The following is a 16389-nucleotide window of genomic DNA, read 5'->3' as shown; positions in this document are numbered from 1 at the left end:
GCTCCCCGCGCCCGTGGCCTTCGCTTCCGCGCTTCCCGCTTCCGCGCTTCCCGCTTCCGCGCTTCCCGCTTCCGCGCTTCCCGCTTCCGCGCTTCCCGCTTCCGCGCTTCCCGCTTCCGCGCTTCCCGCGTCCGCGCTCCCCGCTTCCGCGGCCTCCGCGCCCGTGGCCTCCGCGTCCGCGCTCCCCGCATCCGCGGCCTCCGCTTCCGTGGCCTCCGCTTCCGTGGCACCCGACGCCGAAGCCCCCGGCACCGACCCGCACGCCTCTGCTGTGCCCGGCGCCCCTGCCGTGCCTGTCGCCCCCGCTGTGTCCGTCGCCCCGGCTGTGTCCGTCGCCCCGGCTGTGTCCGTCGCCCCTGCCGTGCCCGTCCCCTCCGCCGTGCCCGTCCCCTCCGCCGTGTCCGTCCCCTCCGCCGTGCCCGTCCCCTCCGTCGCGCCAGCCGCTCCTGCCGTCCCCGTCACGCCCCCGCGTCCCGTCCCCCTCCCCGCCCTCGTCGCCGGTGAGGCGCACCCCACCGATCTGCTGCCGCGCGCGCCGCGTGGGTTTCATGGGCGGGTGGGTGAACTGGCCGCGCTGGGCAGGGCGGCTGCCGGGGAGGCGCCGGTGTGTCTGGTGACCGGGCCTGCCGGGGTGGGCAAGACCGCGCTGGCGCTGTGGTGGGCGCACCGCAACGCCGACGCGTTCCCGGACGGGCGGCTCTTCGCCGACCTGCACGGGTTCAGCGACACCGGCGAGCCCGCGGTGACCGAGGTCCTGCGCGAGTTCCTGCTGGCTCTCGGTGTGCAGCCGCGCCGGATCCCCGAGTCGGCCTCCGCCGCTGCCGCGCTGTTCCGCGGCATCACCGCCCGGCTGCGGCTGCTGGTCGTCCTCGACAACGCCCGCGACTCGGCCACCGTCCGCGCCCTGCTGCCCGGCGGCGCCGACTGCGTCACCGTCGTCACCAGCAGGCACCGGCTGGAAGGCCTGATCGCCTCCGACGCGGCCCGCCCCGTGCCGCTCGGCACGCTCGACGCACAGGACGGCACGGCGCTGCTCGCCGGTGTGCTCGGCGAGGACCGGGTGCTCGGCGAGCCGGTCGCGGCGCGCAGGCTCGCCGAACTGTGCGGCGGCCTGCCGCTCGCCCTGCGGGTCACCGCGGCCCGCCTGGCCGGCCGCAGTGGACGCTCGCCGGACTCGCCGACGAACTCGCCGACGAACGTGGCCGGTTGGCCTATCTCGACGTCGACGACACCGGGGTGCCGGCCGCGCTGCGACTGACCGTGCAGCAGTTGCCGCCCGACGCCGGCCACCACTTCGGCAGGCTCGGCCACCACCCCGGCACCCACTTCGACCCCTTCACCGCCGCCGCGCTCGCCGGCACCGACCCGGTGGCCGCCGCGAGTGCCCTGGAACGCCTCGGTGCCGCCCACCTCGTCACCGAGACCGCACCCGGCCGCTGGGAACTGCACGATCTCGTACGCCTCTACGCCCGCGGCATCGACCCGGACTCCGGCCCCGAGGCCCTCCTCGGCGTCCTCGACCACTACATCGCCACCGCCCTCGCCGCCGCCGACACCGCCGAACCCGGCGGAGAACCCTGCTTCTTTCTGCCCGAGCACTACCGACGACCCGCCGCCGTACGGGACTTCACGGACCGGGCACAGGCGATGGGCTGGCTGGCCGGCGAACGGGAGGACCTGGCACGGGCCGTGGCGGCGGCGCGCGCCGCCGGCCACGACGACCGGGCCTGGCGGATCATCCTGCTCCAGTGGCCGCAGGTGGTGTGGCGGGTGCGGGACAACTGGGTGCCGCTGCTGCGCACCGCCCTCGACTGCGCCCACGCCGAGCAGGACCCGTACGCGGAGTCCCGGGTGCGCACCCTGCTCGGCTGGGTGCTGAGCGAGGAGGGCAGACTCACCGACGCCGTCGACCTGCTGGAACCGTCACCCGCCCTGGCCCGGCGGGCCGGTGACCCGCTCGGCGAGGCCACCGCACTGATCAACCTCGCCGTCGTCCAGGCCGCCCAGGGCGCACTCGACTCCGCCCTGGACGGCTGCACCCGCGCCGTCGGCCTCGCCCGCGCGGAGAAGGACGCGCACACGGAGATGCTCGCGCTGCAGCACCTCGCCCGCATCCAACTCAGCGTCGGCCGCCCCCAAGAGGCCCTCCAGGTCGCCCGCAGCGCGCTCGACCTCGGCCCCGAGCACGAGGAGGCCGCACGCCGGGTCCTGCTGCTCACCGTCTGCGGCGAGGCCCACCTGGCGCTCGGGGAGGAGGCCGAGGGCATCCGGCTGCTGGACCGCGCGGCCGGTGAGGCGGAGAGCGCCGGGTACGACGAGGGCGCCGTACGGGCCCTGGAGGCACTGCTGCGGGTGACCGGGCGCGCCGACCACCGCCGTCGCCACGACGAGGCGGTACGGCGACTCGCCGCCGACGACGCATGACCCCGCACCCCCGCGCGACGTCAGGGGAACATCAGCGGGACGTCACCGGAACGTGAGCGGCACGGCCGAGACTGGACATGTCAGCAGGTCAGCACGACGGCCGACGCTCCGACCGATCGTCGCCGCACATCATCAACGGGGGACATCTCCATGAACGCAGCACGTCACCGCGCCACCTTCCTCGCCGTCACCACCGCGGCCCTCGCCCTGGCACTCACCGCCTGCCAGGACGGCACGGGCACCCGCTCCGAGGGGTCCGGCGACAGCTCGGTCTCGGCGTCCGCGCAGGGGTCCGGCTCGGGCGGCGGCAAGGGCTCCGCGGTCGGCACCTCGCAGAAGGGGCAGGGCACGGGCGGCTCCACGGGCTCGTCGGACGCGTCCGGCTCGACCGGCTCGTCGGGTTCGACCGGCTCCACGGGTACGAACTCCTCGCCCGCCGAGTCCTCCTCGTCCTCCTCGTCCGGCGGTTCCGCCTCCGCTCCCGTGTGCGCGGCGAAGGACGTCAAGGTCACCGCCGCCCGGCAGGACGGCCCGCCCTACACCCACATCGTCCTGACGGCGAAGAACACCTCGGGCCACAGCTGCCGCATCGACGGCTTCCCGCGGATCCAGTTCCTGGAGAGCCACAAGCAGGACGTGCCGGCCGTCGCCAAGAGCAAGCCCGGGGCCCCGGTCGTGCTCGCCGCGGGCGACCCCGCGTACGCGCTGGTCAAGCTGTCCGACGGTGGTGTCCACGAGTCGAACGAGCCCGTGTCCGCGTTCTCCGTCATGCTGGCGGGCGACTCCACCGTGATCACCGTCCAGGCCCCGGGCAGCGGTGGCATCGCCGTCGACCCGGCGAAGGCGCTCACCGGCTACTGGACGCCCGAACTGCGCAACGGCGCCGACGACTTCTGATCGGCCAGCCGGGCCAGCGCGGCCGTCACGAGCGCGGCCGTTCCGGTCTCCAGGGTGAGGCGGACGCTGGGCAGATAGCGGGGCGAGTGGTTGCCGGGCAGGCTCCGGAACTTCTCGGCGGGCCCGGCGCCGGGGGTGGCGGCCCACTGCGCGGGGCCCACAGTGCCGAGCATCCAGTAGCAGCCCTGGATGCCGGGCCGTCCGTGGAGGGGGGCGCCCGCGCCGGTCAGCAGCGGGAAGTCCTCGGTGGCCGAGGTGGCCGGCCAGCCGGTGACCCGGGCCGCGCCGAACGCCTCGCGGTGGGCGGTGCGGACGGCGGCCGTGACATCCGGGTCGGACACGGTGACGCCGGAGCGGGAGACCTCGGTGACGGTGACCCGGGGGGCGAGGGCGGCGGCAGCGGCCTCGGCGCGGGCCACGCGCTCCACGGCGGCGGCGGCACGGTCGAGGGCGGCCTCGGAGAAGGCGCGGACGGTGACGCACAGCACGGCGCGGGAGGCGATCACGTTCCCGGCGTGCCCCGCGGCGCCGGTCCCCAGCGAGGACGCGGTGACGACCAGCCGCTCGGCGGGGTCGGTCTCACGGGCGGCGACGACGGGGAGCCGTACGACCGTGCCCGCGGCCACGAGCAGCGGATCGGCGCTCAGGTGCGGGGTGGCCGCATGGCCGCCGTCCCCCTCGAACAGCACCTCCAGAGTGAGGCTCGCGGCCATCACCGGGCCGTCCGCGTGCGCCACCATCCCCGCCGGGAACGGCGCGGTGTGCTGCGCGAGGACCACGTCGGGCACGGTGATCCGGTCGTAGAGGCCGTCCTCCAGCATGGCCCGCGCGCCGCTGAGGGTCTCCTCGGCGGGCTGCCCGACGACGAGGAGCGTGCCGCGCCAGCGGTCCCGCCGCGTGGCCAGCCAGCGGGCGGCGGCCGCCGCGCAGGCCAGGTGGGCGTCGTGGCCGCACGCGTGCATCACGGGCACGGGCCGCCCGTCGGGTCCCTCGGTGACGGTGGTGCTCGCGTAGGGGACGTTCGTGTCCTCGGCCACGGGCAGCGCGTCGAGTTCGGCGCGCAGGAGCACGGCGGGGCCGTCGCCGTTGCACAGTTCGGCGGCGACACCGTGACCGCCGACACCGCGCAGGACACGGAACCCGTCGTCCTCCAGCCGGTCCGCGAAGCGCGCGGCGGTACGGCGTTCGGCGCCGGAGAGCTCGGGATGCCGGTGCAGATCGAGGTACAGCTCGGTGGTCGGTGCGAGCAGGGTGTCCAGGCCGTCCGGAAGGCCCGTCCGGGTCCGGTCGCGGTCCTCGGCCGAGCGGGGTCTGTCGCGGTGGCTGCTCACGGGTCGTGGCTCCTGGAGGGGTGTCTCGGGTGGAAGGGCAGCTGGGCGGTGGAGCTGTGGAGCGGTGCAGCGGTGCAGCGGTGCAGCGGTGCAGCGGTGGAGTGTCAGTGGGGTGACAGCGGACCGCAAGGGAGTTGACGAAGGCACCGCCTACAAAGGGAGGTGCCGAAGGCCGCGGCCTCCGGCAGGTTCGGCGCACGACCGACCGGGACCGTCCCGTCCGGCAGCAGGTCCCCTGACCCTGAAGGAGCCACCATGGCCGACAACACCCTCGCCTCCCTCGCCCAGGAGATCCTGGACCTCGAGTCCGAGACCTTCGAGATCACCGACTACTCGGACGCCAGTGAGGTCATGCTCGGCTCGTCCACGAGCTGTTCCTCCACCAGCACCTGCTCCAGCACCACCAGCACCACCTCCTGCACCGCCTGACGTCCGTCGTCGGTCCCGACGGTCCCCGGCGCGCCGACATGCGCCGGGGACCGTCGGCGTGAACGGCCCCACCCCCGTAGCACCCTTTCCGGCCACGAGCACCCTTTCCGGTCACGGGAACTCCGGTCACGGGTACTCCGGTCACGGGAACGGGTGCGGCACGAGCCGCAGGTCCTCCTCGCCGAGCGGTGCCGGGACCAGACCGGCGCGGTACGGCGCCGTCCGCAGGCGCGGCATGTGGAGGGCCCGCTGCCGCGGCCAGCCGAAGTCGATCGGCAGCAGTCCGGGCGCGAGGGCCGCCACCGTGCGCAGCCCCATCCGCCGCTGTTCAGGCGTGGTCTGGTCGACGGCGACGACGTCACACCCGGCGCCCGCGATCAGGTCGCACAGGAGCAGCAGATCGTCCCGGAGGTCCCCGGTGCGCGGCCGTCGCTCCTCCCATCCGGCGAACAGAGCGGCGAGCGGGGCGACGCGGGGCGGGGTGAGATAGCCGCGGGCATGCCGGCGCATCTCGGGCAGCCCGAACAGGGCGGCGTGGTCGGGCAGCCGCTTGACCAGGTCGAAGTCCTCGGCCATGGCGGTGAGTTCGGCGGGCCGCTCGGCGACCTGACCGGGCAGGTGCGGGATGTAGGTGAGGATCTCGGACACGGCTGACTCCACCGCCTCCTCCGGGGAGAACGACGCGCCCGCCGCGAACGCCAGCGTCCCCGGGCCGTCGTCCCGGCGCACCGCGAGACCGGTGACGACCGGTACCGGCAGGTCCACCCGGTTGTCGTACACATGGACGTCGTAGCCCTGGAGCACGGCCCGCGCCACCATGGACCTGACCTGCGCTCCGCCGACCGAGTCCAGATCGATCTCCGGCAGCGGCAGATCGCCGTACCAGCCGAGCAGGAAGGCGTCCCGCTCGATCAGTTCGAGCAGCCCGAAGAAGACCGCTTCCTCCCATGTTCCGCCGGTGGCACAGCCGTTGGAGCACTCGAAGACGAAGTTGTCCTCGCGGGTGCCCGCGCTGTAGTAGACCAGCCGGGCCGGGACGAGCACCGGGCGCGCGTCACGCAGGGACCAGCCGGTGACCCAGGGCAGGGGCCGGGCGGGGTCGAAGGGCTCGACCATCGGGTCCTCGGCGTAGGTACGCGGCCCGTACAGTCCGCAGACGCGCGGGTCGAGGGCCCGTTCGCCGCGTTCGTGCAGTTCGTCCAGGGAAGCGGTGCGCACCGGGGCCCGGTGGCGGCGGTGGGTGCCCGCGTAGCGCTCAAGGCCCTCCAGGAAGGCCAGATCGCGGCTGCGAGCGAAGGAGTTGGCCTGGCCGCTCCACGTCACGTCGGTCAGTCCGGCGTAGCCCCGCATGAAGACACTGCCCGCGACCGGCGCGGTGGTGGGCGAGGTGACGTCGATCCAGGTGCCGCCGCCGAGCACCCCGCACACCGGATTGGCCAGCCCCCTGACCGGCAGCGGGTAGTCGGCGGGACCGCGCAGCCGGTACCTGTCCGGGCTCGGCTTCCAGAGGGCGGCCGGAGGTGCCAACTCGGCCTGCCCGGCGGCCTGTCGGACGGCCTCGGAGGTGTAGGGCCGGCAGTGCGGGCACATCGGCTCGGGCACCAGCGGGAAGGTGCGCACCCGCAGGGTCTCCAGGTCGAGTTCGGTGACCCGGGGCAGTGCGGCGTCCGCACCGGGCGCGGTGTGCCGGGCGGCGCCGGAGGCGATCAGGCGGTGCAGGGACCACACGGCGTCCACCGCGTGGTCGGGCAGCACCGGCCAGGGGCCGGCCGCGGTGGTCCCGGTGCCGGTCTCCAGCGCCTCGCGCTCGGTGCGGGTACGCAGCCGCTGCCGGCGCATGGCGAGGCACGTGCCGCAGGCCGGACCGGTGTCCGGCGTGCCGCCCCACGGGCCGAGCAGCACGGCCTGAGCGGTGAGATGGACGCTCGCCGGGTTCGGCGGCAGGGACTGCCGGGACCTCTCCCCGAGGACATCGGCGTCGCCGATGCGGGACACGGCCGGTGCGGGCACACCGGTGGCCGCGGCGCGGGCGGCCAGCCGGGACTGGAGGTCCGCGCGGGCGGCCTCCAGGGGCGAGGCGGACGGCGGTGCGGGCGCGGTGACAGTGGTCATGTCCGGTTGCTCCAGCGGAAGATCCGGGTGGCGACGAACCCGAAGACCAGGGCGAAGACGACGAGCCCCGCGCAGTCCACGGCGATGTCGCCGAGGTCACCGCGGCCGCCCATGGCGTCGGTGAGCCCGTCGTTGAGGTAGTGCAGCGGCAGCACCTTCGCGGCCGTCCGCAGCCAGCCGGGCATCAGGTCGTCCGGGAAGAACGAACCGGACAGGAACGCCATCGGCACCATGACGAGGTTGGCGATGGCCGCGACCGCCTCCGGCGTGTCGGCGAGGCTGCCCACGACCAGGCCCATCGCGAGGAACGCGGTGACCCCCAGCACCAGCAGCGGGAACGCCGCCCACCAGGGGCCATTGAGCCGCAGCCCGAAGAACGGCAGCAGCGCGACCGCGGTGAACAGCACGGTCTGCGCACCGGCGACGGCCAGCGCGATCGTCCAGCGGGAGGCGAGGAGCGTGCGCAGCGGGGTCGGGGAGCGCCAGATGAGGCGGAGCAGGTCGTCCCGGCGCCACTGCATGAGGGCGAAACCGACGGAGAACACGGCCGCGTTGCCCACGCCCCAGGACAGCACACCCGGCGCGATGTAGTTGATGGACGCCAGCCCGCCCTCGACGTGCTGGCCGTGGAAGATGAGGCCGAACAGGACGAGGAAGGCGAGGGGGAAGGCGAAGGTGAAGAAGAGGGTCGTCTTGTCGCGCACGCTCGCGACGTAGGTGGCCCTGGTCAGGGCGGCGTAGGCGCTCAACGGTGGTGCTCCGATCCGGTGCCGGTCAGCGTCAGGTAGGCGTCTTCGAGGGTGGGGGTGCGGACCGTGACCGAGTCGATGTCCACAAGGTCGCCGAGAGCGGTCAGGACCCGGTTCGGGACGGTCGTCTCGATGGTGAGGTCCTCGCCCTCGACGGTGGCCCGGTCCACGCCGTGCAGCGCGAGCGCCGCCTGCGGGGAGAGCCGGCCGGCCGGGACGAGCAGCCGGGCCGGCGCGTCGAGGGAACGGATCAGGTTGCGGGGGCTGTCGAGCGCGACAAGCCGGCCGCCGGAGATGATCGCCACCCGATCGCACAGTGCCTCGGCCTCGTCCAGGTAGTGGGTGGTGCAGATGATGGTGCGGCCCTCCGAGCGCAACGAGCGCAGCAGGTCCCACAGTTCGCGCCGGGCCTCCGGGTCGAGGGCGGCGGTCGGTTCGTCGAGGAAGATCAGCTCGGGCTCGTGGAGCAGGGCGGTGGCGACGGCCAGCCGCTGCCGCTGGCCCCCGGAGAGGTGGTCGACCCGGGCGTGCTCCTTCTCGGTGAGGCCGACCCGTTCCAGCGCGGTGCGGGCGGTGGCCGGGTCCATCCCGTAGAGCGCGGCGACCGTGCGCAGATGCTCGCCTGCGGTGAGGCGGGCGAAGAACGCCGACGCCTGCGTCTGCACGCCGATCCGGGCCAGCAGCGCGGTGTCGCGCGGCCAGGGGGAGCGGCCGAAGAGCGTCACCGTGCCGGAATCGGGCTCCCGCATGCCCTCGACGATCTCCACCAGGGTGGTCTTGCCGGCGCCGTTGGGGCCGAGGACGCCGAAGAACTCGCCGTGCCGGACGTCGAAGGACACGCCGTCGAGTGCCGTCACCTCCCCGTACCGCTTGGTCACGCCCTCCAGGACGACGACCTTCTCGGCGGACACGGCCCTGACGCGGTCGGTCTTGAACGCGGTCTCGATCGCGGTATTGGCCCCGGGCTCGATCTCGGTCTTGGCCCCTACCTCGGTCTTGGCCTTGGCCTCTGCCTCGGTCTCGGGCTTGCTGTCGGGTGCGCTCATCTCGCCTTTCCTTGCCTGGTGCCGTGGGGCCGGGGCGCGCCCGGAGCCCGCGTCCGCCGGGGCGGAGTGCCTCGGCGGAGGATCGGTGGGTGCGACGGGCCGAGGCGGCTTCCCGTCGCGGCCTGCTCGGGCCGTCTCCGTCTCCGTCTCCGTCTGCGTCCCCGTCGTCGGGTGCGGGGTGCGACGCTCCCGGAGCGCGCGGCCGAGCCCGCCCAGGGCCCACAGCAGCAGGGCGGCGGCGAGCAGGGCGGGCGGCAGCGACCAGGCGAGGACCGCCAGGCCGTCCGGCAGCACGGACCGCAGCACCGCTCCGCACAGCAGGAGCAGCGCGGCGCTCTGCACCGCGATGAGCAGCGCGAGACCGCCGTAGAGGAACCGCAGGCGCCAGGAGTACGCCCCGACACCCGGGCCGCGGCGGAACGCCGCCCGCACGGCGAGCACGGTGAACGTGCGGCTGCCCTCGGAGAGTCCGGTGACGCCGAGGGCGTGCCCCAGGGCCTTGTAGCCGTCCAGGGGAGGCAGCGGCAGGAGGTTGGCGACGGCGAGGACGGTGCCGAGCAGCAGCAGCGCGCCGAGCGCGGGCCGGGCCTGGGCGCCCTGCGGCAGCAGCGCCCACACCGGGTAGAACGGCACGAGGAAGAGGAGATTGGCGAAGACCCCGGCGCAGGCGGTGGCGACCTTGCGGGCGCGGCTGCCGAGGAACTGGACGTCCTCCACCTCGCAGTACAGGTAGGTGGCGCCGAGGATCCAGCGCAGCCCGACCTCGGTGACCCGGCCGCCCCAAGCGCGCGCGAACACGCCGTGGGCCAGCTCGTGCAGGGCGAGACCGCACCACAGCACACAGCCGATGGCGAACAGCAGCACCGGTTGCCGTGCGGTCTCCCCGGTCTGCCGCCACAGCGTGCCCGCCTGCACGGCGACGGCCGCGAACACCGCGACGGCCAGCACGGTGAGGACCGCGAGAACGGCGGGCCGCCGGGCGGGCGCGGTGACCTGGTGCAGCCGGTCCATGAGGGCGGGCGCGTCGGCGACCATCCGGGTCCGGCCGGCCAGGATGCCGTTGGGCCGCCGCTCGGGAGCGGTCGGCGGCGCGGGGGCCGGCGGCACGGGAGACCCGTCGAGCAGACCCCGGCCGTGCAACAGCCTCAGCAACTGCCCCCAGTTCGCCTCCCCGAGCCGGGTGCCGAACTCGCCCGTGTACTCCTGGCCGATCTCGTCGAGGGAACGGGTGCCGTCGAGACGGGTGATGAGGAAGTGCTCCTTGGGGCCGACCTCCAGACGCCGCCCGGTGCGCGGGTCCTTCAGCAGATGGATGCGGGCCGCACCGCGCACGAGGCTGGGGCCGTCGACGAGATCGGGGCGTACCCGTGGCCGGGACGCGAGGAAGGTGTCGGTGGTCACCGCGCACCCCCCGGATCTCTGCCGTGGGCCGCGCCGCCGTGGCCGGGCGACGTCGTCCCGGCCTTCGCGTCGCCGACGCGCAGGGCGCGGGCGAGGACGTACGAGAGGAACGCCTCGTCGCGGACCGTCATGCTCAGCCGGTTGTTGGTCATGTGCAGGTACGGCGAGAGGAGCATCGGCAGCACCTGCGCGGGGTCCGTGGGACGAAGGTCGCGCGTGCCGTCCCAGGAACGGAACACCAGCTCACCGGCGCGCGCCGACTCGGCGGCCCTGTCGCGGAGTTCGGCGCTGTGCCCGGCCCAGCCGCGCAGGAACGCCGGAAGCCGATCCGGTTCGCCCTCGCGCAGCGCGTCGCGGATGTGCCGGAACCGCTCGGGCAGGCTCGCGCCCATCGCGGTGTAGGCGCGGTCGTAGCCGTCGGCCGCGGTGTAGTTCGTGCTGCTGAACGCCTTGTTCCAGAAGGTGTGGTAGCGGTCCAGGAAGGTCAGCAGGGCCTCGTCGTCCGCGAGGAACGTCCCGGCCATGACCATCATCAACTGGGCGGACAGCCCGAGAGCCACCGTCCGCAGATGCAGGTTCATGCTGCGCGCGGCCTCGATGACCAGGTCGCTGGAGTGCTGGAAGTGCCATTCGGCGAGCGCGATCCCGGCGGAGCCGCCGTACTTGCCGAACTCGGGCTCGTACGGGCGGTCCTCGAAGGTGTTGTTGGGCCGCAGCAGCATCCGCCCGTCCGGGCCGAGGAACTCCGAGCGATCCTCGTCGCCGAACTCCAGCGTGAACAGGGTCTCGTAGAGGTCCGCGAAGAAGCCGTCCTTGACCTCGTACAGCGCGGGGCGCTCGCGCAGGAACGCGGCGAGCGCGGTGTGCGCCCGCTCGCGTACGACCGGGGCGTCGGCGGCGCGGGCGGGCTTGAGGCGCAGCCGCAAATGGGGGCCCTCCAGCCAGTAGTTGATGAAGAAGTACCCGGCGAGCAGCCCCTCTTCGGTCAGCGCGTCGACCAGCGGCCGGACGCACTGCAGGAGAAGCGGGCGGGGGCTGGCCGCGTAGAAGACGTGCACGGCCAGCCACTCGCCGGGGGCGTCGGCGGCACGTGCGCCTCCGGCGGGGTCGGCAGCGGCAGAGGGCGCTGTGGATGCAGAGGGGGCGGAGGGTGCGGAAGGTGCGGTCATCGGGTTCCGTCCTCTTCGGGGCGACCGGCCGGGCCGGGCAGCAGTTCTACGGCGAGTTCGGCGACGTGCCGCCCGCGCGGGGAGGTGACGTGGAGTTCGTCCTCGCCGGGGAGCATCTCCTCGAAGACGGTGCGCGCACGCTTCCCGGCGAGGAGCCCGTCGAGGGCCGTGAGGGAGAGCGGACTGTCGAAGTCGACGTACTGGGGCTTCGACTTGCCGAGCCAGCCACCGCCGACACCACCGCCACCGCCGGTGCCACCGCCGGTGCCCGCGCCCGTGCCCTCGGTGTCGCCCGAGCCGCCCGTGGCCGCCTCCTCGTGCACGGTCGCGAAGACCCGCGCGGGCAGCCCGTGCCGGACGCGCCAGCGGTGCCAGGCGAGGTACCAGTCCGCGTCGGTGTCGCCGGGGGCGCGCTGCGGGAGCCGGCCGGGGGCGGCGGTCCAGGAACGCCGTTGCAGGACGAGCGAGTGGTGGCGGACCCGGGGCCGGCACGTGACGCCCGACTCGGCCGGCCCGGCGGGCACCCCGCGCCACACGTCCAGCACCGAGCGGGAGGTCGGCGAGAACAGCAGCAGGGTGCGCGGGATCTCGGGCAGCACCATCGGGACGAGATAGCCGAGATAGAGCGGTACGACCTCGCGGTCCAGGCGACGCGAGCGCAGCAGCAGCCGGTCGGTGTCCGGGTCGTGCACGGCGTAGAGGTCGTCCAGCTGGAGCCGGGCCTCCTCGGGCGCCGAGCTGCTCTCGCCGGGGCAGACGATCTCGTAGTCGGTCAGCCGGCCGTGGAGGTTGAGGTTGGACGTGGCGGCGCCCGCCGTCACCTCGGCGAAGACGGCGCCGGGCGGCAGCACGCCGCGCAACTCCTCGCGCAGCGCGCCGGTCAGCCCCGCGAAGCGCTCGTCGTCGAAGCAGTGGGTGAACCGGGTGAAGGGGAAGCAGAGCCCCCCGTAGGAGTTGTTGAGCACCGCGAGCGGGGCGCCGTCGCGGCGGGCCAGTTGGAGGAAGTGGCTCTGCGGCCGGAATGCGGGGGCGGCACCGGCGAGCGCGTCGGCCACCTCGTCCAGGACCGCGTCATCAAGAATGAACTCCTCGGCACCGTACGGCAGTTCGGTCCATGCCTGGCGCACCCGGGCGGTGAGGGTGGCGCGGGCCCGGTCGACCGCCGTGATCTCCGGCATGCCGAGCCAGTTCTCCTCGGGGGCATGGCTGCCGTCCGGCAGGTAGGTGTCGGCGCCGGCCGTGAACTGGAGGTACTGGCGGAAGATGTCCTCGTGGAAGTCGTGGACCAGCCGCAGCAGGTCCTCGCAGCGCCCGCCGCGTCCGAAGCGGGCGAGGAAGAAGCCCTTGAGGGTGAGTCGTTGGGGCAGGGCCACGTCGAAGGCGGGCAGCACGCGGCCCACCGAGCGCAGCGGAGCGGCGGCCAGCGCGGCCCACTCGTCCAGGTCGGCCGAGGTGGTGCCGGCGGACACGTCCTCGTAGAGCAGGGTCTGCGGCAACACGGGGCGCGCGGCACCGAGTTCGGTCTGCAGGGCGAGCAGGTCGGCGCGGAGCGCGGCGAGCAGGGCGCGGCGGGTGGGCACGTCCGCCTCCGGGTAGCGCGCGAGGGCCTCGGCCGGGCCGTCCAGACGTGCGGCGAGGTCGTCGGCCCAGGCCCGGTCCACGGCGAGCAGTGACCGCTGGAAGGCGCGCAGCGGGTCACCGCCGTGCACGCTCGTGGCCAGAGAGGGGAGTTGGAGCATCCCGAGGGCGCGCAGAGCGTTCAGATAGTGCCCGGCCTCCTCGTCCCCGGCGCCGGTGGTGCCGGCCAGCCAGCGGGCCAGATCGCCGTGGCGCAGGGGGCCGTCGTGGTCCCGCAGCAGGGTGAGCATCCCGTCCAGGGCGCCCTGGCGGCGCAGGAAGAACAGCCGGTCCTGAGCGGCGTCGAAGCTGACCGGGGCGCTGTCGTCGCCGGCGGTGACGGCGCGCTGGACGTAGCGGACGCGGTCTTCGTCGAGCTTCCAGCCGGAGGCGAGAGTGACGGGGAGGTCGGCGCGGCGTTCCGGGTCGGCGGCGACGAGTTCGGCGAGACGGGTGAGGACGACGACGTTGAGCCGGGCGTGGCCGCGCCAGTCGTCGCCGACGGCGGTCGGAGCGGAACCGCTGCCGGAATCGCTCACCTTGTCGACTTTGCCAGCCCTATCGGCCATGTCTGACTTGTCTGGCTTGTCTGCCTTGCTCGTCCCGGCCTCGTCGGTCCTCTCGAAGTGCCCGAGCGCCACCCCCGTGAGCGTACTGAACGGGCTCGTCTTGCACGCGGTGCGGTAGAGGTAGGACAGCAGCGAGCGCTCCATCTTGCGGGCTCGCTTGCCGGGTACGGGCGCCGGGTCGGCGGCGAAGGCGTCGAGCCGTTCCTCCAGGGTGGGGGAGGCGAGCAGCAGGCCCTGGCGCAGCCGTTCGTCCCGGGTCAGGTCGCGCAGGGCGGCGCGGGTGCGGGCGAAGGAGGCTCGCAGGACCGCGTCGCCCTCGGTGCGCAGTTCCTCCCACAGCACGCGGGCGTCGAGCCAGGCGGCGAGGTCGGCACCCGTGCCGCCGCCGAGGCCGGCGGCGAGGGCGCGGGCCGCGGAAAGGTCCTGGGGCAGGCGGTTGTTGAAGACCTGCCGGCGCACGGCGAGCAGACGGCGGCGCAGCGTGGCGTCGTCGGTGGCGCCGACCGCGGCGGAGAGCGGGTCGCTCAGGCGGGCGCCGAGCGCGCGGAGCGTGTCCTCCTCGGCGGCGGTGCGCGCGGCCCAGTCGGCGGCCTCGGGGGCACGCAGCACCTCGACGGTATCGACCGGGAGCCCGGCGACGCGCAGCATGAAGCGGCGGTGCAGGGCGAGGGCCCCACCGGCGCTGGCGCTGGCGCTGGCGCTGGCGCTGGCGGTGGCGGTGGCGGTGGCGGTGGCGATGGCAGTGACGGTGGTGGCGGGGCCGGAATCGGTTCCGGCATCGGCATCGCTGTCAGTGTCAGTATCGGTATCGGTATCGGTGCCGCTGGTGTGCGGTGCGGTGCCGGCGGTCGGGCTCATACCGTGCCCCTTTCGTCTCGGGTGTGCCGGGGCGGAGTGGGGATTGAGGGTCAGGGGGCGACGATGTCGTAGCGGTACTCGGCGGGCCGGGGCCGCTCGTTGCCGATCATCATGATCAGCAGCGGGATCTCGCCCTGGTCGCTCCCCCCGAACTCCTCGGCGTAGGAGACGCAGTCGAAGCCGAGTGCCACCCCGCAGCCGGTCCCCGCGGCGGACGCGGCGGTGTAGACGGCCTGGGCGGTGGCGCCGACGACGGCGTTGACGAGGCGCAGCCCGCGGTCGCCGACGGCGTCCAGCACCGTGTGCGTACGCACGACCGGCACCAGCACGGCGGCGGCCTGCTCCAGGTTGTAGTTGGCGAGGAAGTAGTTCTCCTGGAGGAAGAGCCCGTGGTCGCCGGTGCGTATCGGCACCAGTTCGCCGGTGTCCCGGTCGTACGCGTACAGGCCCGCGGGCACCCCGCGTACGTGGTTGACGAAGACGAACAGCCGGGTGAGCGGTGCCGCACCGGGCGTCTCGGCGTCGCTGTCCAGGGTGCCGGCGGAGACGGCCGCGGCGAGCGCGGCGGACAGCCGGGCCGGGTCGAGCGGGTCGGCGGAGGTGAACCGGCCGAAGCTGCTGCGGCGTTGCCGCAATGCCCGGCGCACGGTGGCGTCCAGCGGGGCCGGTTCGGGCAGCGGGACACGGTCACCGGCGGGCGCGGGCGCGGGCCGGGCGAGGGCGGGGGCGAGGGCGCCGGGTGCCGGCCGGTCGGAGGCGCCTTCCACGGTGGCGGCGTGGACCTGGCGCAGGGTCGGGAAGGTCAGGACGCGGCGGGACTTCTCGGAGGGCGAGCGGCGCACGCGGGCACCAGGTGTCTCCGGGGCGGGTGCGGCCGGTGCGCGGCCGGCCCAGCGCAGCGGTACGACGGCGAACACCCCGTCCTCCTCGGGGTCCAGACCGAGCAGCCGGCCGAGGCGCGGCTCGTCGAACCAGAGGGCGCTGCCGAGGTGCAGGCCGTGGGCGCGGGCCCAGATGCGCCAGGTCTCCAGGAGGGCACCGATGTCCATCGTGATGGCGTGGTAGGAGAAGCTGTTGTACTTGAAGGAGTTCTGCCAGAACGTCACGCCCAGGACGAGGAACTGGTCGGTGTCCGCCACCTCCGCCACCCCCGCCGTCCCCGCCAAGTCACCGAGGGCGGCGCGGACTTCACCGGTGACGTCGCCCGACAGCAGCCGGGCGAGCCGGTGGTGGGGGGTGTCGTAGTAGTAGACGCCCGGCGCGAGCGGGCCGCTCGCACCGCTGACCCAGTGGATGCCGATCGGGTAGAGACCGCCGCCGGACGAGGTGCCCCGCGACCAGTTGGCCTGGCTGTGCAACGGCAGGGAGCCCAGGTCGGAGTTGGCCTGGACGGCAAGGCGGCGACCGGTCAGACCGTAGGAGTCGCGGAGCATCGCGCCGAGCAGCGGCAGCGTGAACTCCCCGGTGCCGCGCGGCCCGAACAGGCCCCGGCCGACACGGGCGTCCGCCGCGCAGCCGCCGTCGGGCAGCGGGAAGGACGGGGCGCCGGGGAAGTGCTTGCCCTTGCGCGGGCGGTCGGCCCAGTCGGGCACGAAGTCGGCCGGCTCCATGGGGGTCCTGCCCCGCCGCATCACCGCGGTCGCGTACTCATGGGCGTATCCCATGGTCACTCCCTCTCCTGCTCGTCTGTGGTGGACGCTTGTGCTCGTCTGTGGGGTGGGCACCGGCCTGTGAGGGCCGATGCCGGGGGTGGGGCTGGTGCCGGGGTGGGGGGCTGGCGCGGGTGG

General features: G+C 74.3%; 9 protein-coding genes and 1 pseudogene. 3 read left to right on the top strand and 7 right to left on the bottom strand.

What is annotated here, in order from left to right; translation table 11 throughout:
* Positions 1-463 precede the first annotated feature (463 nt).
* Positions 464-2424: pseudogene (locus ACGFYV_RS02495) on the top strand (AfsR family transcriptional regulator); the annotation flags it as partial.
* Positions 2425-2574: 150 nt separating this feature from the next.
* On the top strand, positions 2575-3321 hold the full coding sequence (locus tag ACGFYV_RS02490) for a DUF4232 domain-containing protein (RefSeq protein ID WP_393876470.1): 747 nt from the start codon (positions 2575-2577) through the stop codon (positions 3319-3321).
* On the opposite strand, the gene ACGFYV_RS02485 is transcribed toward ACGFYV_RS02490, so the two are convergent.
* Positions 3279-4652, bottom strand: a complete 1374-nt coding sequence (locus tag ACGFYV_RS02485; RefSeq protein WP_393876469.1) for an amidohydrolase — start codon at positions 4650-4652, stop codon at positions 3279-3281. The genes ACGFYV_RS02490 and ACGFYV_RS02485 overlap by 43 nt on opposite strands.
* A 255-nt stretch (positions 4653-4907) precedes the next feature.
* Here ACGFYV_RS02485 and ACGFYV_RS02480 point away from each other — a divergent pair, with 255 nt between their 5' ends.
* On the top strand, positions 4908-5081 hold the full coding sequence (locus tag ACGFYV_RS02480) for a thiazolylpeptide-type bacteriocin (protein ID WP_031179489.1): 174 nt from the start codon (positions 4908-4910) through the stop codon (positions 5079-5081).
* Between the two features lie 141 nt (positions 5082-5222).
* Here the strand turns inward: ACGFYV_RS02480 and ACGFYV_RS02475 are convergent, their stop codons facing one another.
* The 6 genes from ACGFYV_RS02475 to ACGFYV_RS02450 form a co-directional block, all read right to left on the bottom strand.
* Positions 5223-7193 carry a TOMM precursor leader peptide-binding protein gene (locus ACGFYV_RS02475; protein ID WP_393876468.1) on the bottom strand — a complete coding sequence of 657 codons (1971 nt, stop codon included), beginning with the start codon at positions 7191-7193 and terminating at the stop codon, positions 5223-5225.
* The gene (locus tag ACGFYV_RS02470) at positions 7190-7942 is read right to left on the bottom strand and encodes an ABC transporter permease (RefSeq protein ID WP_393876467.1); all 753 of its coding nucleotides are present in this window, start codon (positions 7940-7942) and stop codon (positions 7190-7192) included. The genes ACGFYV_RS02475 and ACGFYV_RS02470 overlap by 4 nt, the downstream gene beginning before the upstream one ends.
* Positions 7939-8988 carry an ABC transporter ATP-binding protein gene (locus ACGFYV_RS02465; protein ID WP_393876731.1) on the bottom strand — a complete coding sequence of 350 codons (1050 nt, stop codon included), beginning with the start codon at positions 8986-8988 and terminating at the stop codon, positions 7939-7941. Before ACGFYV_RS02465 ends, ACGFYV_RS02470 begins: the two co-directional genes overlap by 4 nt.
* 1397 nt (positions 8989-10385) lie before the next feature.
* Entirely contained in the window at positions 10386-11558 is a 1173-nt protein-coding gene (locus tag ACGFYV_RS02460; protein ID WP_393876466.1) for a lantibiotic dehydratase C-terminal domain-containing protein, read from the bottom strand.
* A complete protein-coding gene (locus ACGFYV_RS02455) occupies positions 11555-14602 on the bottom strand; it encodes a lantibiotic dehydratase (RefSeq protein ID WP_393876465.1) in 3048 nt (1015 codons plus the stop codon). Before ACGFYV_RS02455 ends, ACGFYV_RS02460 begins: the two co-directional genes overlap by 4 nt.
* Positions 14603-14652: 50 nt before the next feature.
* Complete coding sequence (locus ACGFYV_RS02450) at positions 14653-16266, bottom strand: nitroreductase family protein (RefSeq protein WP_393876464.1); 1614 nt, start codon at positions 16264-16266, stop codon at positions 14653-14655.
* Positions 16267-16389 lie beyond the last annotated feature (123 nt).

Origin of the sequence: Streptomyces sp. NPDC048297 (assembly GCF_043201585.1) — a bacterium.
In the GTDB taxonomy this organism is placed as follows: domain Bacteria; phylum Actinomycetota; class Actinomycetes; order Streptomycetales; family Streptomycetaceae; genus Streptomyces.
This window is presented reverse-complemented; position numbering and strand designations above follow the sequence as displayed.

Coding starts and splice junctions, on each gene's coding strand:
- ACGFYV_RS02465 (WP_393876731.1), bottom strand. CDS start 8,988: ATGAGCGCACCCGACAGCAAGCCCGAGACCGAGGCAGAGGCCAAGGCC.
- ACGFYV_RS02460 (WP_393876466.1), bottom strand. CDS start 11,558: ATGACCGCACCTTCCGCACCCTCCGCCCCCTCTGCATCCACAGCGCCC.
- ACGFYV_RS02455 (WP_393876465.1), bottom strand. CDS start 14,602: ATGAGCCCGACCGCCGGCACCGCACCGCACACCAGCGGCACCGATACC.
- ACGFYV_RS02450 (WP_393876464.1), bottom strand. CDS start 16,266: ATGGGATACGCCCATGAGTACGCGACCGCGGTGATGCGGCGGGGCAGG.
- ACGFYV_RS02490 (WP_393876470.1), top strand. CDS start 2,575: ATGAACGCAGCACGTCACCGCGCCACCTTCCTCGCCGTCACCACCGCG.
- ACGFYV_RS02475 (WP_393876468.1), bottom strand. CDS start 7,193: ATGACCACTGTCACCGCGCCCGCACCGCCGTCCGCCTCGCCCCTGGAG.
- ACGFYV_RS02480 (WP_031179489.1), top strand. CDS start 4,908: ATGGCCGACAACACCCTCGCCTCCCTCGCCCAGGAGATCCTGGACCTC.